Source organism: Rhodococcus sp. H-CA8f (assembly GCF_002501585.1).
GTDB classification, from domain to species: domain Bacteria; phylum Actinomycetota; class Actinomycetes; order Mycobacteriales; family Mycobacteriaceae; genus Rhodococcus_F; species Rhodococcus_F erythropolis.
Genome location: NZ_CP023720.1, coordinates 4,458,806 through 4,476,234 on the forward strand (window position 1 = coordinate 4,458,806; position 17,429 = coordinate 4,476,234).

General features: G+C 64.5%; 19 protein-coding genes. 6 read left to right on the top strand and 13 right to left on the bottom strand.

Annotated elements, in window-relative coordinates:
- Positions 1 to 31: 31 nt before the first annotated feature.
- Positions 32 to 523, top strand: coding sequence for a YajQ family cyclic di-GMP-binding protein (locus CPI83_RS20635; RefSeq protein ID WP_003941854.1), 492 nt, complete (start codon positions 32 to 34; stop codon positions 521 to 523).
- A 70-nt stretch (positions 524 to 593) separates the two neighbouring features.
- Here the strand turns inward: CPI83_RS20635 and htpX are convergent, their stop codons facing one another.
- Both htpX and CPI83_RS20645 read right to left on the bottom strand, forming a co-directional pair.
- Entirely contained in the window at positions 594 to 1,457 is an 864-nt protein-coding gene (gene htpX / locus CPI83_RS20640) for a zinc metalloprotease HtpX (RefSeq protein ID WP_029254860.1), read from the bottom strand.
- A 135-nt stretch (positions 1,458 to 1,592) separates the two neighbouring features.
- The gene (locus tag CPI83_RS20645) at positions 1,593 to 2,642 is read right to left on the bottom strand and encodes a polyprenyl synthetase family protein (RefSeq protein WP_097388225.1); all 1,050 of its coding nucleotides are present in this window, start codon (positions 2,640 to 2,642) and stop codon (positions 1,593 to 1,595) included.
- Positions 2,643 to 2,740: 98 nt separating this feature from the next.
- Here CPI83_RS20645 and CPI83_RS20650 point away from each other — a divergent pair, with 98 nt between their 5' ends.
- Positions 2,741 to 4,009 (top strand): geranylgeranyl reductase family protein, encoded by a 1,269-nt coding sequence (locus CPI83_RS20650; protein WP_029254859.1) that lies wholly within the window; start codon positions 2,741 to 2,743, stop codon positions 4,007 to 4,009.
- A gap of 55 nt (positions 4,010 to 4,064) precedes the next feature.
- On the opposite strand, the gene CPI83_RS20655 is transcribed toward CPI83_RS20650, so the two are convergent.
- The 4 genes from CPI83_RS20655 to menD all read right to left on the bottom strand — a co-directional run bounded on the left by CPI83_RS20655 (position 4,065) and on the right by menD (position 8,068).
- Positions 4,065 to 4,763 (bottom strand): demethylmenaquinone methyltransferase, encoded by a 699-nt coding sequence (locus tag CPI83_RS20655; protein ID WP_003941879.1) that lies wholly within the window; start codon positions 4,761 to 4,763, stop codon positions 4,065 to 4,067.
- Between the two features lie 37 nt (positions 4,764 to 4,800).
- Complete coding sequence (locus tag CPI83_RS20660) at positions 4,801 to 5,946, bottom strand: glycosyltransferase family 1 protein (protein WP_029536746.1); 1,146 nt, start codon at positions 5,944 to 5,946, stop codon at positions 4,801 to 4,803.
- A gap of 68 nt (positions 5,947 to 6,014) precedes the next feature.
- The gene (locus tag CPI83_RS20665) at positions 6,015 to 6,458 is read right to left on the bottom strand and encodes a DUF3592 domain-containing protein (RefSeq protein ID WP_020968960.1); all 444 of its coding nucleotides are present in this window, start codon (positions 6,456 to 6,458) and stop codon (positions 6,015 to 6,017) included.
- Positions 6,455 to 8,068: a 2-succinyl-5-enolpyruvyl-6-hydroxy-3-cyclohexene-1-carboxylic-acid synthase gene (gene menD, locus CPI83_RS20670; RefSeq protein WP_097387646.1), complete on the bottom strand. Its 1,614-nt coding sequence runs from the start codon at positions 8,066 to 8,068 to the stop codon at positions 6,455 to 6,457. Before menD ends, CPI83_RS20665 begins: the two co-directional genes overlap by 4 nt.
- A 68-nt stretch (positions 8,069 to 8,136) precedes the next feature.
- On the opposite strand from menD, the gene CPI83_RS20675 reads away from it, so the two are divergent.
- Both CPI83_RS20675 and CPI83_RS20680 read left to right on the top strand, forming a co-directional pair.
- Positions 8,137 to 8,739: a flavin reductase family protein gene (locus CPI83_RS20675; protein WP_021343457.1), complete on the top strand. Its 603-nt coding sequence runs from the start codon at positions 8,137 to 8,139 to the stop codon at positions 8,737 to 8,739.
- Between the two features lie 58 nt (positions 8,740 to 8,797).
- Positions 8,798 to 9,625, top strand: coding sequence for a siderophore-interacting protein (locus CPI83_RS20680; protein WP_097387647.1), 828 nt, complete (start codon positions 8,798 to 8,800; stop codon positions 9,623 to 9,625).
- 65 nt (positions 9,626 to 9,690) lie between these two features.
- Here the strand turns inward: CPI83_RS20680 and CPI83_RS20685 are convergent, their stop codons facing one another.
- Genes CPI83_RS20685 through CPI83_RS20695 form a run of 3 tightly spaced genes read right to left on the bottom strand, consistent with a single transcriptional unit; the run spans position 9,691 to position 11,827 of the window.
- Positions 9,691 to 10,137 carry a hypothetical protein gene (locus tag CPI83_RS20685; protein ID WP_003941973.1) on the bottom strand — a complete coding sequence of 149 codons (447 nt, stop codon included), beginning with the start codon at positions 10,135 to 10,137 and terminating at the stop codon, positions 9,691 to 9,693.
- A 48-nt stretch (positions 10,138 to 10,185) separates the two neighbouring features.
- Positions 10,186 to 11,181 carry an o-succinylbenzoate synthase gene (locus tag CPI83_RS20690; RefSeq protein ID WP_029254857.1) on the bottom strand — a complete coding sequence of 332 codons (996 nt, stop codon included), beginning with the start codon at positions 11,179 to 11,181 and terminating at the stop codon, positions 10,186 to 10,188.
- Position 11,182: 1 nt separating this feature from the next.
- The gene (locus tag CPI83_RS20695; RefSeq protein WP_024487302.1) at positions 11,183 to 11,827 is read right to left on the bottom strand and encodes a PaaI family thioesterase; all 645 of its coding nucleotides are present in this window, start codon (positions 11,825 to 11,827) and stop codon (positions 11,183 to 11,185) included.
- 83 nt (positions 11,828 to 11,910) lie between these two features.
- On the opposite strand from CPI83_RS20695, the gene CPI83_RS20700 reads away from it, so the two are divergent.
- The gene (locus tag CPI83_RS20700; RefSeq protein ID WP_029536747.1) at positions 11,911 to 12,804 is read left to right on the top strand and encodes a 1,4-dihydroxy-2-naphthoyl-CoA synthase; all 894 of its coding nucleotides are present in this window, start codon (positions 11,911 to 11,913) and stop codon (positions 12,802 to 12,804) included.
- A 28-nt stretch (positions 12,805 to 12,832) separates the two neighbouring features.
- Positions 12,833 to 13,222, top strand: a complete 390-nt coding sequence (locus CPI83_RS20705; protein WP_019744328.1) for a VOC family protein — start codon at positions 12,833 to 12,835, stop codon at positions 13,220 to 13,222.
- Positions 13,223 to 13,302: 80 nt separating this feature from the next.
- Here the strand turns inward: CPI83_RS20705 and CPI83_RS20710 are convergent, their stop codons facing one another.
- The 4 genes from CPI83_RS20710 to CPI83_RS20725 are packed head-to-tail and all read right to left on the bottom strand — an operon-like array spanning position 13,303 to position 17,414.
- Entirely contained in the window at positions 13,303 to 13,662 is a 360-nt protein-coding gene (locus CPI83_RS20710; RefSeq protein ID WP_003942018.1) for a hypothetical protein, read from the bottom strand.
- A gap of 2 nt (positions 13,663 to 13,664) precedes the next feature.
- On the bottom strand, positions 13,665 to 14,423 hold the full coding sequence (locus tag CPI83_RS20715; protein WP_019744330.1) for an ABC transporter ATP-binding protein: 759 nt from the start codon (positions 14,421 to 14,423) through the stop codon (positions 13,665 to 13,667).
- Positions 14,420 to 15,163: an ABC transporter ATP-binding protein gene (locus CPI83_RS20720; protein ID WP_097387648.1), complete on the bottom strand. Its 744-nt coding sequence runs from the start codon at positions 15,161 to 15,163 to the stop codon at positions 14,420 to 14,422. Before CPI83_RS20720 ends, CPI83_RS20715 begins: the two co-directional genes overlap by 4 nt.
- Positions 15,156 to 17,414 carry an ABC transporter permease gene (locus CPI83_RS20725; protein WP_046378220.1) on the bottom strand — a complete coding sequence of 753 codons (2,259 nt, stop codon included), beginning with the start codon at positions 17,412 to 17,414 and terminating at the stop codon, positions 15,156 to 15,158. The genes CPI83_RS20720 and CPI83_RS20725 overlap by 8 nt, the downstream gene beginning before the upstream one ends.
- Between the last annotated feature and the right edge of the window lie 15 nt (positions 17,415 to 17,429).

The window sequence follows — 17,429 nt, forward strand, 5'->3', positions numbered from 1 at the left end:
TTCGTGAACTACCGGAAAGCGGGAGTGTGAAGTGGCTGATTCGTCCTTCGACGTGGTGAGCAAGGTTGACCGTCAAGAGGTGGACAACGCCCTGCATCAGGCTGCCAAGGAGTTGACCACGCGTTTCGACTTCCGAAACACGGGAGCGTCGATCGAGTGGTCTGGTGAAGAGACGATCACGTTGAACGCCGACACCGAGGAGCGACTGCTGGCCGCCCTCGACGTGTTCAAGGAGAAGTTGATCCGTCGTGACATCTCGCTGAAGGCATTCGATGCCGGCGAGCCGGCGCAGTCCGGAAAGATCTACAAGCTGTCCGGAACCTTGGTCCAGGGCATCAGCAGCGAGAACGCGAAGAAGATCACCAAGAAGATTCGCGACGAGGGCCCCAAGGGCGTCAAGGCGCAGATCCAGGGCGAAGAGCTTCGTGTGAGCAGCAAGAAGCGCGACGACCTCCAGGGCGTCATCTCCCTGCTCAAGGGTGAGGACTTCGGGATCGCCCTGCAGTTCGTGAACTACCGGTAGTAGGGGCTGCGCCCCTGTGCGCGGTTAAGCAGTCCTGGGACTACCTAACCGCGCACAGGGGCCGAAGGCCCTACATCCCGGCCATCTTCTCCAAACGCTCGATACGATCCGCCATGGGCGGATGCGTCGAGAACAGCTTGCTCACCTTGTCCCCCGCTCTGAAGGGGTTGGCAATCATCAGGTGGGACTGCGCCGCGAGCTTGGGCTCAGGCGGCAACGGCGCGGCTGCCACGCCCGACTCGAGCTTGCGCAGCGCCGACGCCAACGCCAATGGGTCACCGGTGAGCTCGGCTCCCGATTGATCAGCCTGATACTCGCGAGAGCGCGAGACGGCCAGCTTGACCACGGTTGCCGCGATCGGTCCCAGTAGGGAGACGAGCAGCAAGGCGATCGGATTACTTCCCTGCCCGTTCCCTCGGCCACCGAAGATGCTCGCGTACATCGCGAAGTTGGCCAGGCCCGAGATGACGCTGGCCATCGCGCCGGCCACGGACGAGATCAAAATGTCCCGGTTGTAGACGTGAGAGAGTTCGTGCCCGAGTACGGCGCGCAGTTCGCGTTCGTTCAGGATCTGCATGATGCCGCTGGTCACGCACACCGCGGCGTGCCGAGGGCTACGACCGGTGGCAAACGCGTTCGGGGCGTTCGTGGGGCTGATGTACAGCCTGGGCATCGGTTGGTGCGCCGTCGTGGCGAGTTCGCGCACGATCCGGTAGATCGCCGGTGCCTCGACCTCGGTGATGGGCTGGGCGCGCATCGATCGAAGCGCCAGCTTGTCGCTGTTGAAGTAGACGTAGGCGTTCATGCCGACGGCAAACAGAACGGATCCCCACAGAAGGAACGGGCTGTTGAACAGCGAACCGATGAAGACGATCAGCGCCGACATCCCCACCAACAACCCGAATGTCTTCGCACCGTTCGCGTAGCCGTGCAAACTGCTCACCTCTTGCCTCGCTGGAGCCGAAGGCTCACCCGAACTCCCGGCGTATGCACCGGTTCTGTTCAGTCAACGAAGGACAGGGTCATCAGGGTTCCCACCCAGGGTCGTCAGGGTTTCACCCCAGGTGTGTCAGCCGACTCGTTCTATCGTGTAGTCCACGAGGCGCACGAGCGCTTCGTTCGCCGGTCCCTGCGGGAGCTCGGCCAACTGGGCCTTTGCCGAGACTGCGTACTCGCCCAGCTTTGCCTTCGCCTTGACCATGCCCGGCGAACGCTCGAGCAGTTCGAGAGCTTCTTCTACCAAAGCGTCTTCGGTGACCGGGCCCGCGAGCAGCTCCCGCAGGCGATCTGCGTCGGCTCCTTCTTCGCGGAACGCGTACAGGACGGGCAGGGTGTGGACACCCTCGCGCAGGTCGGTGCCCGGAGTCTTGCCGGACTGCGCAGATACGGAGGAGATGTCGATGATGTCGTCGGAGATCTGGAACGCGGTGCCGACGGCGTCACCCAGGCGCTCGAGGCGCTCGATGTGAGCTGCGTCGGCGCCGGAGAAGGTGCCGCCGAATCGTCCGGATGCAGCGATGAGCGAACCGGTCTTCTCCCACACGACCTTGAGGTAATGCTCGACCGGATCCTGTTCCTTCTTGACGCCGATCGTCTCGCGCATCTGGCCGGTGACCAGTTCTGCGAAGGTTTCGGCGATGATCCGAACGGCTTCAGGTCCGAGCGTCGATACCAGGCGTGATGCGTGCGCGAACAGATAGTCGCCGGCCAGGATCGCCACGCTGTTTCCCCAGCGGGCGTTGGCGCTGGGTGCTCCGCGCCGCATGGACGCCTCGTCCATGACGTCGTCGTGATAGAGCGTCGCCAGGTGAACGAGTTCGGTGACAGTCGCTGCGGTGATGATCGACGGATCGTTCGGCACCGGTCCGAGTTGCGCGGTCAGGATCGTGAACAACGGACGGAAGCGCTTTCCACCGGCTCGCGCGAGATGCAGCGCGGCCTCGGTGAGGAAGTCTTCGCCGTCGGACAGCTCGCTGACCAACAACTCCTCGACATCGGAGAGTCCACCACGCACTACTGCGGCGAGCTGTTCGTCGCCCAGGTCGACGCCTGCAACGACGGTGCTCGATGCGGTTGCGTCGGCAGCAGTCTTTTCGGTGCTCACGATGTCAGTACCCATTCCTGTCGTCAGTGACGGCTCGGTTCCCACGGTAGTGAACCTAGCGGTTCGCACTCGGGACGGCCTCGCCACGGTGGCGATCGCGAGCCTGGGAAGATGTGAGTGTGTCCGTAGAAGAGCAGTCCCCCGTCGTCGATTCGCTTCCGACCGAAACCGACATTGTGGTCATCGGCGCAGGTCCCGCGGGTTCTTCGGCCGCGGCTTGGGCCGCCCGCAGCGGCCGAGACGTCGTGCTGGTGGACGCTGCCGTGTTCCCGCGAGACAAGACTTGTGGTGATGGACTCACTCCGCGCGCCGTAGCCGAACTGGATCTCCTCGGCCTCGGCGAGTGGGTTCGGTCACACACGACGAACAAGGGACTACGGTTGTCCGGCTTCGGACAAGAACTCGAACTCGAGTGGCCGGGGACGTCGTTCCCGCCGATCGGCAGTGCGATCCCCCGGACCGAACTCGACGACGCCATTCGCCGGTGCGCCGTCGAATCGGGCGCGGTCATGGTCGAGGGCACCAAGGCCGTCGACGTCGAACTCGACGGTGATCGAGTAGCCGCCGTCGTACTCGCCGGCCCCTCGGGACGCAGCACTCTTCGTTGCCGGACGCTGATCATCGCCGACGGCGTTCGCTCGACGCTCGGCAAGAAGCTGGGACGGCAGTGGCACCGGGACACCGCGTACGGTGTCGCGGCACGCGCTTACGTCGCGACGCCGCGCAGCGCCGACCCGTGGATCACCTCGCATCTGGAACTGCGGGACGCCGAGGGCACGTTGCAGGCGGGGTACGGCTGGATCTTCCCGCTCGGCACCGGCGAGGTGAACATCGGCGTCGGGACACTGGCGACATCCAAGCGCCCGGCGCCGGGTGCCCTGCGTCCCTTGCTCGACTTGTACACCGACCAGCGCCGAAGCGAGTGGCAGTGGAGCAGCGAAATTCATTCCGTCGCTTCGGCTTTGCTACCCATGGGCGGCGCCGTCTCCAACATCGCCGGACGCAACTGGGCCGTGATCGGCGACGCCGCAGCGTGCGTGAACCCGCTCAACGGTGAGGGCATCGACTACGGCCTCGAAGGCGGACGTCTGGTGGTCGAACAGCTCGGCGCCGACGACCTCACGGAGCTGTGGCCGACCGTGCTTCGGGAGCATTACGGGCAGGCATTCTCGGTCGCGCGCCGGCTCGCAGGCCTGCTGACGGTTCCGCAATTCCTGCCCGCCTCGGGCCCGATCGCGATGCGCTCACGGGCACTGATGACGGTCGCCGTTCGGGTGATGGGAAACCTCGTCACCGACGCCGACGCCGATCTGACGGCGAAGGCATGGCGTGCATCGGGGGCCGCGTCGAGAAAGATCGACTCCCGACCGTTGTTCGGTTGAGCAAGTGCTGTGCGCCTTTATTAACCGCCGGGGGTTAATAAAGGCGCACAGCAGTTCAGGCAGTGGCGTAATGCAGCGCCACGATGCCGCCGGTGAGGTTGCGCCACTTGACGTTCTTCCACCCGGCAGCCTCGATCTTGCGAGCCAGCTCTTCCTGGGTCGGCCAGGCACGGATCGATTCGGCGAGGTAGACGTAGGCGTCGGGGTTGCTGCTGACGGTGCGTGCGACCTGCGGGAGCGCCTTCATGAGGTACTCCATGTAGACCGTGCGGAAGGGCCCGAAGACGGGCGTCGAGAACTCACTGACGACGAGGCGGCCGCCCGGCTTGGTAACGCGGGCGATCTCGCGCAGTCCGGCTTCGAAGTCGGAGACGTTGCGCAGGCCGAAGGAAATCGTCGCGGCATCGAACACGTTGTCGGCATAGGGCAGGTACATCGCGTCACCTGCGACCATCGGAACTTTGCGCGATATTCCGGCCTTGAGCATTCCCTTGGAGAAGTCGGTGGCGACGCACCAGGCACCGGAGCGCCCCAGTTCGACGGTCGAGACTCCGGTTCCGGCGGCGAGGTCGAGTACCTTCTCGCCCGGCTTGAGGTCGAGGGCTTCGCGGGTGGCCTTGCGCCAACCCTTGTCCTGGCCGAAGGACAGCACGGTGTTGGTGAGGTCGTATCGCTCCGCGACGTCGTCGAACATCGACGCGACTTCGTGCGGTTGCTTCTCGAGAGTTGCTCGGGTTCCGTGTGTAGTGGCCACACCCGAAACGCTACCAACCCTCGGGCAGCGAGGGCGTTCAGGCTGCTCTGGCACCCGTTCGCCGCCCGAGGCCCTGCACGTCCTCGTAGTGACGGAGCAACTCTTCGCAGATTGCCGGCCAGGTCCGGTGCAGCACCGAGCGCCTCGCTGCGGAGCCGAACTGCACCCGCAGATCACGCTGACGAAGTGCGTCGACGGCGCTTGGCAGGAGTTCGGTGAACCTGTCCGTCGGCAGGAGGTAGCCGTTGCGGCAATGCGAGATCAGGTCACGTGGTCCACCGGCGTCCGGTCCGACGACAGGTACACCGCTCGCGAGGGCTTCCTGAACCGCCTGGCAGAAAGTTTCGTGCTCGCCGGGGTGAACGAATACGTCCAGGCTCGCATAGGCGTCGGCCAGCGCGGTACCGCCGAGTTGTCCGGTGAAGATCGCATCCGGCATCAGTCGTCGTAGGTTCTCGCGATCCGGGCCGTCTCCGACGATCACGATCTGCACGCTGGGATCGGCCGCCAGCACGGCCAGTCGCTCGACATGCTTTTCGGGCGCGAGGCGACCGACGAAGCCGACCACCAACCTGTCGCTGTCGCCGATCCAGGACTGCCGCAACGCCGAGCTACGACGCGAAGGCGCGAATCGTTGTGCGTCGACGCCGCGGGCCCACCGGTGCACGCGCGGAATGCCGTGCTCTTCGAGGGCGTCGACTGCCGACGTGGATGGCGCAAGGGTCCTGTTGCAGCTCTTGTGGATTCGACGGGTCCACGCCCACGCGGCGCGACTGGTGACGCCGAGACCGTAGCTTTCGGCAAATCCGGCGACGTCGGTCTGGTAAACCGCGACGGTGGGTATCGCGAGCCGCTTGGCGACGGCCACTCCCCCGGCGCCGAGCAGGAACGGCGACGCCAGATGGACGACGTCGGGCGCGAAGGTCCGCACGGCCGTCGTCAGACGCGGTTGTGGCAGGCCGACGGGGAGTGAACTGACTTTGGGCACCATGACGGCGGGCACCCGAACCACCTGAACACCTTCGTGTTCGGTGGCGGCAGAGGTGTCGGATCCGACAGTGTCCGGCGCAATGACCATGGCGTCGTGGCCAGTGCGATCGAGGTGTTCGAGCACGCGTAGTACCGAGTTGGTGACGCCGTTCATGTTGGGCAGGAATGACTCCGCAACGATGGCTACTCTCACACCGAGAACGGTGACAGGGCCAGGAAAAGTCCACGTCATGTTCGTGTGAAGTTCCGGCGAAGCGCGAACTAACTCGAAGCGACCGGTGCCGATCCCGGAGCTCCCGCTTCCCGCTTGCGCAGGTACCAGATCGACGGTCCAGCCAGGAGCCACGTCACGACGATCACCGATCCCGCCGGGATCAGCGCCACCGTCGCGTTGCGTCCCGCTACCCGGACCAAATCAGGGTCGGCTTTGGAGTACTCCACCTCGATGCGTTGTCCCACAGTCAGATTGGTGGGGTAGAGCACGCCGAGTTCAGGGTTGTGATTCGCGCCGTCTGGTGTCACGAAGCTGATCGCCGAACGTAGCGAGCCTGCCGAGAGCACCTCGGCGGTTGCGGTCCCCATGTTCGATTCGATGGTCCGATCGTTGCGCCAGGCACCGAGAACCAGGATCACCGCGAGCACCGAAATGCCGACCGCAACCACGAGTACGCCGATGCGGAAGCGCCGCAGAACCGTTTGCGTCACAGCTGTGCTCGCACGGAAGCGTGGAGTTCGCGCAGTCCACTGCGATCTGTCGCGACTTCGAGCACACGAATGCCGTTTGCGGGTTGCGCCAGCGTCGTTGCCAGGGCGTCGACGGTGACGGCTGCGTGCGGCACGCGGTAGGCCGCGCACAGCGCAGCGAGGTCCATGCCGTGCGGTGTTCCGAACACTCGCTCGAAGACGCCGGCGTACTGCGGGTCGCCTTGTTCGAGGAGCTCGAAGATGCCGCCGCCGTCGTCGTTGGCCACGACGATGGTGAGGTCGCTCGGCCTCGGCTCACCGGTCCCGATCAGCAGCCCGGACGCGTCGTGCAGGAAGGTCAGGTCGCCCATGAGAGCGACGGTCCGGCCGCCCTCGTATGCCAGTGCGGCACCGACCGCCGCCGAGACGGTGCCGTCGATACCTGCGACCCCGCGATTGGACAGCACCCGCACGGCGGGCTTGGGATAGCTCACGAGGGCCGCGTCGCGAACGGGGTTGGACGCGCCCAGCAGAAGCTGGTCGCCGTCCGCGAGTGCATCCACCACGGCAGCTGCCACGTGCAGACCAGTGGCTTTGGGGTGGGCGTCGAGTTGCTTGCGGACGGCAGTTTCGGCGTGTTCGGTCAGCGCGGCGCATCGAGCAATCCAGGCGGGATCGGGCGTCCCGGTGACCACTGCCCTGGTTCCCGTGGCGAGCACGTTGCCGGATACGTCGGGCCAGCGCGGCCCGGTGGTCAGCGCGTAGACGTCGACGCTCGGATCGGCCAAAACCTTCGAGACCTGACGATGCAACGTCGGGCGGCCGGTGATGATCGCCTGCTTGGGCTTGAGTTGCGAGAGCGCGAGTGGATGCAGTGCGATCCCGTGCATCGGAGCCGTCGGCTCGGCCACCGTCGGCAGGCCGGCCAGCTCAGGCCGAAGTGCGCTGCCGTGTCCGGAAATGACCACCGTATCTGCGGTGAGGTCCAGATCGACCGGAACATCGAGCGTCGCGTTCTGCGTGGTGGTCCAGGCTGCACCGCCTGGACGGCCCTCCGGAACCGGGCCATGGACGTGCACGTCCGGCACCAGCGGCTCACGGAGCGGGATGTCGAAATGCACCGGACCCGCGTTTCCGGATCTGGTTCCGCGGGCAGCGGCGAGGACCCGGCAGACCGCCGAGCGCCACTGGCTGTTCTGCGTCGAATCGTCTTCGGCCAAGCCCAGGCTGATGGTTGCGCGAACCTGACTGCCGAAGAGCCCGAGCTGCTCGACGGTCTGGTTGGCGCCGGTGCCGAGCATCTCGTAAGGCCGGTTGGCGCTCAGGACCACCAGCGGCACTCGCGCGTAGTTGGCCTCGAGGACAGCAGGTCCGAGGTTTGCGACGGCGGTCCCGGAGGTCATCACGATGGGGACCGGTCGTTTCCCTGCGATTGCCAGTCCGAGTGCCAGAAAGCCTGCTGTCCGCTCGTCGATCCGCATGTGCAGACGCAACCGGCCGTCGAGATCGGCGGCCTGGAGGGCAAATGCGAGGGGCGCGTTGCGAGAGCCTGGACACAGCACGACTTCACGCACGCCACCACGAACCAGTTCGTCGACGACGGCTGTGGCTTGTGCAGTGGACGGATTCACGCCTTCAAGAGTGTCAGATGTACGGGTGCAAGCATGCCCAGGGGCGGGGACAGCGGCATTATGTGTGGGTGCGCACACTCTTCGATCCAGCCGAGCTCGAACCCCGCCGGTTCTATCAGTTACTCACCGCTTCGGTGGTCCCCCGGCCGATTGCCTGGGTGTCCACCCTGTCGGCGGACGGCGTCGGCAATCTGGCTCCGTACAGCTTTTTCACCGTGGCAAGTTCGGCGCCGCCGATCGTGCAGTTCACGTCGGTCGGACGCAAGGACAGTCTGCGCAACATCGAAGCGACCGGCGAATTCGTGATCAACCTGGCGACCGCCACGCTCGCAGACGTGGTGAACAAGAGTTCGGCCTTCTACGACGCCGAGGCCGACGAATTTCTCGAGTTGAACATCCGTAGCGAGCCGAGCGAGCGGGTTCGCCCTGTCCGGGTCGCCGACTCCCCGATCGCCATCGAATGCACGCTTCACCAGGTCATCGAGGTCGGTAATTCATTTGTCGTGATGGGAAATGTGGTCGCGGTCGCAGTACGTCCCGAGGCTGTCGCCGACGACGGCCTGCCGGACTTCGCGGCAATCGCACCGATGAGCCGACTTGGCCGAGCGCAGTGGGGTCTTCCTCCCGAAGTCGTAGAAAAGGACAGACCCACCACTCCACACCGGCCGTAAATCAGGTTAGGGTTACCTGATTAGGTACGAGTAACAGCTAATCAGGGAGCAACCAGTCATGGCCAAGCGCGCCAAGTTCGTGAAACCGGCCTCACGCAGCATCGTGTCGGCGCAGGTCGTGGCGAACAAACGAATCAGCCCGAGCTTCATCCGAGTGACCATTGCCGGCGAAGAGCTGTCCACCATCGCACCGATGGGTGCCGATCAGTGGTTCCGCATGTTCATCCCGCAGGTCGGCCAGAGCGAACTCCGGTTGCCGAGCGCGGCAAGCAATCTCTGGTACGCGCAGTACCTGTTGATGTCCAAGGACACGCGACCGGTCGTGCGCAACTACACGATTCGCGCCTACCGTGCTGCCGGAACCGGTCTCTTCGGCGAGACCACGGAAATCGACATCGACTTCGCCTATCACGGCGACATCGGCCCGGCATCCGCGTGGGCGGACACCGCGTCGGCCGGCGACAATGTCGCCCTCCTCGACGAAGGCTGCATCTACAACCCCACGCCCGAGGCCAAGTGGCAACTGCTCGTCGGCGACGAGAGTGCACTTCCGGCGATCATCGGCATTCTGGAAACCGCGCCGGCAGACCTGCGTGCCGAGGTCTTCGTCGAGATTCCGAACATCGAAGACAAGCAAGACATTCCGGAGTTGGCGAACGTCAACGTGCATTGGCTCGTTCGCGAGGACGAACACGCAACGCCGGGTGTTCTGACCCTCGAGACCGTCCGCGCCGCCGAACTGCCCGAGGGGCCGTCCTACACGTTTGTCGCCGGCGAACAGGCACTCACCACCGGGCTGCGTCGGCATCTCGTGAACGACCGAAAGTTCGCCAAGACGGACATCACCTTCACCGGCTTCTGGCGCCACGGACATTCGGCTCACTGACAAACGAATGCAAAAAAACGAGCGGCCCGGGAGAAACTCCCGGGCCGCTCGTTGTCTACGTTCGCTTATGCAGCGTGCTTCTGGATCACATCGCCCAGACGCGGCAGAGCTGCAGTCACATGCTTCTTGGCCGAACCGCGCAGCTTCGAGTACATCGACTTGACGACGGCCTTGTCGCTACCTTCGATACGCTCGTCCGTCACCTCGAGGAGGGAATCGGCAACCGCGTCACCGCGGGCGCTGATGAAATCGGCGAAGCTGCCTTCACCGGAAGCCGAGAATTCCTGCCAGTACGGCTCGAGCTTTGCCACGAAAGCCGGCAGAAGCGCGGTGACGGCGTCCGGCACGATGGACGGGCTCACCTTCTTGACCGCGCCGTAGCCACCCTTGAGAGCCAGCCCTGAGGCCCCCGACTTATCCGAAACCTCTGCGTCGATCAAGGTCTGCACGTCCGCGACGACCGCGGGAACCCGTGATTCCTCGAGCAGGGTTTCGTTCAGAGCTGCAACCACTTTCGATCCCTTCATTCTTCACTGATGTTCATCAGGTCGCGCCCGAGACTATACGAAATTCGGCAGGTCTCTACTGCCGAGTATCCGATGGCAGCGCCTGGCCCTCTCCAACCACCAGTCGCGCCGGTCCGCGGGCGCGGCCAGCGTCTCGAGCAGAACCGGATCAGGCTCGACGGCACCAACGGACAAAGCGCCGTCGACGGCTGCTCCGGTGACCGCGATATCCCGGACGAACAAGCCGCCCGTGCCGAGGCCGCAGGCAAACGGAAGCCTGGGCAAGGCTGCCGCGGCCGCCAGTCCCGCGGACATCCCCACAGCCGTGTCCAGCGCACTCGAGACCACCACCGGCACCCCGTAGTCCGCCAGCTGCGCCGACAGCGCCACCACAGCACGCATTCCGCCCAGCGGGGGCACCTTCACGACGGCTACGTCCGCTCCCCCGGCTCGTACGACGCGCAACGGGTCCTCCGCACGGCGAATGCTCTCGTCGGCAGCGATCCGCACACCGGTCCCCGCGGCGCGGACGCTGACCAGTTCCTCGACGCTTGCACACGGCTGCTCCGCATATTCGAGTTCACCGTCTTCGGTGATCGCTCGCAAAGCCGTGATCGCCTCGTCCACACTCCACCCGCCGTTGGCGTCGACGCGCACGTTCGGGATGTGCCGACGCACCTCGTTCACCCGGGCGACGTCCTGCGCCAACGACTGCCCCTTCTCGGCGACCTTGACCTTGGCGGTCCGGGCCCCGGGGAAGCGCTCCAACAATTGCGGAACGGCAGAGGCGTCGATCGCCGGCACGGTGGCGTTGACGGGAACGGCGTGACGAAGCGCAGGCGGCGGACCCAGCCACGCCGCCTCGATCCCGGCGAGGAGCCACTGCGACGCCTCGTCGTCGTCGTACTCGACGAAGGGTGCGAATTCTCCCCACCCGGCCGGGCCACGAACGAGCAGAGCCTCACGAGTCGTGATGCCGCGAAAGCGAACTCGCATCGGCAGCGCGAGCACCACGGCGTCCGAGATCAGATCGTCGAACGAGGGGAACATGTCAGGGCTGTCCTGGAAGCAGTTCGATCATGAGCGCCTCACCGTCGGCGAGGAGCTTGCCGTCGAGGTCGGTCAGGCGTGCGCTGACAAAGGTCTTGCGACCCTCGACCCGATCCACCTTCCCTTCGATCACCAGTTGCGTGTTGAGCGGAGTGATCGCACGGTAGTTGATGTGGAGGTAGCCGGTCCGGGAAATCGGACGGCCACCCGCGTGGACCGTCATCCCGAAGACGTCGTCGAACAGCAAGGGCAGGACGCCGCCGTGAGCGGCACCGTTGCCGCCCAGGTGGTAGCGGCGGAAGACGCCGGTACTGCGGACTCCTTCGGTGTCGAACTTCTCGACCATCCACGGGAGCATGAGGAGGCTGCCGCGTCCGGGCAGTTGGATGTTCGAGCCCGCGGGCGACTTGCCCTCCGGCACCTCGTACGGAGTCAACCGATCGGCAAGCTCCTCGGCCTGCGTAGCGATGTCTGCGAGTACGTCGTCGGGAACATTGGTCGAGACGGCAAGGTCCTGCAACCTGCGCATCGCTTCGACGAAGCGGCCGAAGTCCGGACCTGCGGGAGTGTGCCGGAACCGTGGAAATCCGCCCCGCTTCTCACCGTCTGTGACGATCTCCGTGCCGTCTGCGGTTTGTTCGCTCATGACCTGCACGTTAGCGCGCCCGGGAACGTGTTCTACCTCAGGCATCCGTTAGACACGCGAGGCGTGCCTCTATCGTGACTGAGGTGACCTTCAACCCGCATCTCTGGCGCCCTGTTCCCGGATTCGAGAACCTCACCGACATCACGTACCACCGGCACGTCAGTCAAGGCACCGTTCGCGTCGCCTTCGACCGACCGGAAGTACGTAATGCGTTCCGCCCGCACACCGTCGACGAGTTGTACCGCGCGCTCGATCACGCCCGTATGACCTCCGACGTGGGAGCGGTCCTGCTCACCGGCAACGGACCGAGCGAGAAGGACGGCGGCTGGGCGTTCTGCTCGGGCGGAGACCAGCGCATCCGTGGCCGCAGCGGCTACCAGTACGCCGAAGGTGAAACGGCGGACACCGTCGACAAAGCACGCGCCGGACGCCTTCACATCCTCGAGGTCCAGCGCCTGATCCGCTTCATGCCGAAAGTCGTGATCTGCCTGGTCAACGGTTGGGCTGCGGGCGGCGGTCACAGCCTGCACGTGGTGTGCGACCTGACGCTCGCCAGCCGCGAGCACGCACGGTTCAAGCAGACCGACGCCGACGTCGGAAGCTTCGACGGCGGCTACGGCAGCGCCTATCTGGCAAAGATGGTGGGCCAGAAGTTCGCTCGCGAGATCTTCTTCCTGGGTGAGACGTACACCGCCGAGGAAATGCATCAGATGGGCGCGGTCAACAAGGTTGTCGACCACGCGGAACTCGAAAACGTCGCGATCGACTGGGCAGGCAAGATCAACGGCAAGTCGCCGCAGGCACAGCGGATGCTCAAGTACGCGTTCAACCTGCAGGACGACGGGTTGGTCGGCCAGCAGCTGTTCGCCGGTGAGGCAACACGTTTGGCGTACATGACCGACGAGGCCGTCGAGGGTCGCGACTCGTTCCTCGAAAAGCGTGATCCCGATTGGTCACCATATCCCTGGTACTTCTGAGACAGTAGGTGCGAGAGGGAGGTCGGACGTGGAGATTCTGAGTAGCCGTACGATATTGCGCCCGAGCGAGTACGAACGAACGCTGAGCTTCTACCGAGACACCCTCGGTCTGGCGATCGCTCGTGAATATCCCGGCGGCACAGTCTTCTTCGCCGGCCAAGGGCTGATCGAAGTCGCAGCGCACGGCGGCACCGGCGAAGGTGGCTTTCGCGGCGCGATCTGGCTGCAGGTCCGTGACCTCACTGCCGCTCAGACCGAACTGGTTCTCGCCGGAGTCAAGATCGCCCGCGAGGCCAGGCAAGAACCGTGGGGTCTGCACGAGATGTGGATCGCCGACCCCGACGGGACACCGATCGTGATGGTGCAGATCCCGGAGGACCATCCGATCCGACGCGATTCCCGGCCACCGTCCGCGTAGTCGAGACACAGCTGTAGCCGAGCAGTGACAGATGCCCGCCACGACTTTCGTGGCGGGCATCTGTCGGTTCTTCGCAGAGATCAGTTGCGCGTGCTCAGCGCCTGAGAGATCTGATCTGTCTGGGCCTGACCCTCGAGCAGTTGGCGAACCAACCACAGCCGCAGCACCTTTGCCACCGATGCGGCCAGGAAGAGTGCGGCACCGACCACTGTCAGGGCGAGGAAAACCACGGTGAGGATCTGGTACGACACCAGATCCCGCAGGTCCGAGAGCGTCAGCGAAGAGATGTAGACGACGAAGGCGCCGACGACTCCGACGACCATGAGCACCAGGCCCGCGATGCGCGTCGCCGCGTCGCCGCCTGCCTGCTTCTTGTCCAGCTTCAACTCTGCGATGTTCTTCTTGAATTCCTCACGGCGATCTTCGGCGAGAGTAGTCATCGTCATCCTCCTAGATAACTGGTAGAAAGTTCGTTTTCGATGTCGAGGGGATCGCCGGTCTTCACGACGCGTCCCTGCAACATCAGTGCGGCCGAGGTCGCGATGGGCAGCACCGCTCGTGCGAACTGCTCGGCAACGAGAATGGAAATGCCTTCGGCTGCAAGCGAGCCGACGACGTCGTACATCTGCGAGACGATTCGCGGTGCGAGACCCATCGACAGCTCGTCGAGCAGGAGCACCGTCGGGTGAGTGCCGAGCGCCCGTGACAGCGCCAGCATCTGCTGCTCGCCGCCGGACATCGATCCGGCCAACTGCCCGCGCCGCTCCCCCAGGATCGGGAACCTGCTGTACGCAACCTCTTCGAGTTCGGCCAACCCGACGCCCGTTCCCGTGGCGATCCACAGATTTTCGCGCACGGTCAGGTTTGCGAAGATCCCGCGTCCCTCGGGGATGGAGCAGACGCCCAGCCTCGCCAACTCCGAAGGCTCGACGCCGTTCACGACCTGGCCCGCGAGCCGGAACTCGCCGCGGGTGACCGGCAGGACGCCTGAGCAGATCTTGAGCGTCGACGTCTTGCCACCACCGTTGGGTCCGAGCAGCGCCACCACTGCGCCCGGTTCGAGTACCAGATCCACCCCGTGCAGAACCTCGATGGATCCGTAACCGGCACGGACACCGGACAGTTCGAGCAACGGTTCGGCGCGGTCGGGGCTGCGTATGCCCTCGTCGATTTTCGCCTCGCCAATTTTCGCTGAAGTCATACCGCCTCCTCCTCGGTCCCGATGTAGGCCGCGATCACTTCCGGATCCGTCCGGATCTTCTCCGGATCGCCCGATGCGAGGACTGCGCCGTAGTCGAGCACGTGAATGGTCGAGCACACCTTCATCACCAGCGGAATGTCGTGCTCCACCAGACAGATTCCGAGTCCACCCGCCGCCAGCTCGGTGAGCATCTCGGCAAAGGCCTCGGTTTCCTGCTCGGTCTGGCCCGAGGCCGGTTCGTCGAGCAGCAGCACTCGCGGGTCGGTCATGAGGGCTCGCGCAACTTCGACGACGCGGGCGCGTCCGGTGGGGATGTCCGCGACGTCCTTGTCCGCGACATCCGTCAGCCCGGTCAGCTCCAGCAGACGATCCGTCTCGCTGTCCACGTCGATCTTGTTGCGGCCGTTCGCCTTGTGGATGTCTCCGGCGACGCGCAGGTTGTCACGCACCGACAGCGAGACGAACAGTTCGAGCCGCTGGAAGGTACGTGCAAGCCCGCGACCTGCCCGCTTGTGCGGCGGTAGCTTCGTCACGTCGACGCCGCCGAGGAACACCTGACCGGACGTGGGTTTCTGCAGCCCGGTGATGGTGTTGAAGAGCGTCGTCTTGCCCGCACCATTCGGTCCGATGAGTCCCGTCACGGTTCCGGGTTGCACGGTGAGCGAAACGTCCTTGACCGCGACGTGCCCACCGAAACGAACGCTCACACCGCGTGTTTCGAGAAGAGGTGTGTCAGACATGGGCGGTCAACTCCTTCGGCGAGCCGCCCTGGTACTGAGGAATCCCCAGTTCGCGGTCGATCTCGTCACGGATCTCGGGGCTGTACGGGACGTCGATCCCGACGTCTTCGGGAACGACTGTCGCCTTGGCGGCCAGTTCTTCCGGAGTGAGAACCGCACGGGGCATGACCATCTCGCCGATCACGGGCAGCATGAACACCACCGCGATCGTGATGGATGCGAACCACCAGTTGCCGAGTACGCCGGTCAGGGCAAGGACGTAGGTCAGTAGAACGACTGCGGCGCCGCCGATCAGAACCGGCCTGGCATCGGTGAGCCGACGGTAGCCCTCGATCACGCTGTGCACGGTGCCACTGGGGTTCGCGCCGACACCGATGCCGATCAGGGCCGGGCTGACGGCCGCGATGTTGCCCAGCAGCAGCCACATTCCCTCCAACTCCGGTTGCGCCGAAGCCAGATTGGTGAACGAGACCATGATGACGGCAAAGCCGATTCCGGCCATGAGCCCACCGAACAGCGCGCCGGTGACGTATCCGATGCCCGCGACGACGGTCAGCATGAGCAGCGAGAGGCTGACCATGATGGCAAAGCTCTCGCCCGAGACGGAACCCATCGCGCTCGACATCAGAATGCCGCCGAGACCGGCGATCCCCGAAGAGATCATGAAGACGCTCAGCTTGAGCCGAACCAGGCTCTGGCCGAGCATGGCCGAACCGGCCGGGCTGTCCTTCATCGCAGCGAGACGGCGCCCGTAGCCGCTGTTACGCAACGCGATGACGCCGACGCCGAGTACCGAGAACAGCGCGGTCACGGTCATCAGGAACACCGTTTCGTCGCTCAGATCGAGCGGGCCGATCTTCAGCGGCGGGAGGGCGATGTTGCCGTCTTTGAACAGCGAATACTTCATGCCGAACATCTCGTGTTCGGTGGTGTCGCGAAGGACCATGTTGGAGAGGAACACTCCGAATGCCATGGTCGCAAGCGCGAGATACAGCCCTCTGAGCCGCAGCGCCGGCAGGGCGACGAGGCCACCGATCACTGCGGTGACGAGGACTCCGACGACGATGCCCCACAGGTTGAGGTGCGCAGCCAACCCGGAACCTGAGATCCCGAAGTGGAAGGCCACGATGGTCGCGATAGCGCCGAAAGATACCGGCGCCAAGTTCAATTCACCCGCGTAGCCGGTGAGGAGTGTGAGCGAGAGTGCGATGATCGCGAAAGTCATTCCGATGGTCAGTGTCGTGACCGCCGACGTCACCATCAGCAGACGGATCAGGTACACGATGACGATCAGTGCCACGCCCCAGACGACGGCCTTGCGTACGCTCGGAACGTGGTACCGCTCGCGAGTGCGAGTGACCGCGCCGCGCAGGCGGTCCTGAGGTAGGACGATGAGTACGACGAACAGCGCGATCATCGGCAGGGAGACACGGAAATTCGACGTCCAACTCCAACTGGTCGGGAAGTACGCCAATACGTACGTACCGGCAAGCCCGAGAACCACGGCGCCGACGAACGTGCGTGGGATGCTGCGCAACCGGCCGAACATGGCCGCGGCAAACGCGTCGATCACCAAGAGCGTCAACATGTTCGCCTCGAGTGTGCCGCCACTGATCGGGGTGATCAGGATGCCGGCCAGGACTGCGAGCGTCGAACCCATCGCCCAGGACAGTGCCGCGAGACGCTCCGGATTGTGGCCGTTGAGGCGCAGTAGTTCCGGATCGTCGACGACGCCGCGCATCGCAACACCGGCACGGGTGCGCGTGAATAGAATACGCAGACCGACGGCGATAGCGATCGCAACGAGGATGCAGATCAGCTCGTGGTAGCGGATGCTCGCGCCGAACACCGTGATCTTGGACTGGTCACCGAAGAACATCTGCATCGTTCGGGCGGTCTCGGGATGCCAGAACCAGTGCGAGATCGAGAGCATTCCGAGCAGGATCGATACCGTCACAACGATTTTGGTGACCTCGGCGGTATCGCGTAGCCCCTTCATGATCAGGACGTAGAGGCCGAGACCCATCAGCGGACCGACCAGGACCAACGAGATCAGCAAGGCGACAACCGTGGGAAGTTCCCAGCCGTAGCGCAACTGCCAGTAGATGAACGCACCGAGCATTGCCTGTGCACCGTGCGCGAAGTTGAAGATGCCTGACGTGTTGTACGTGAGCACCAGCCCGGAGGCGGCGATCGCGTACACCGACCCCAGGACCAGGCCCAGGATCGTGAAAGTGACAAAAGTGTTCATGGCTGAACCCTCGTT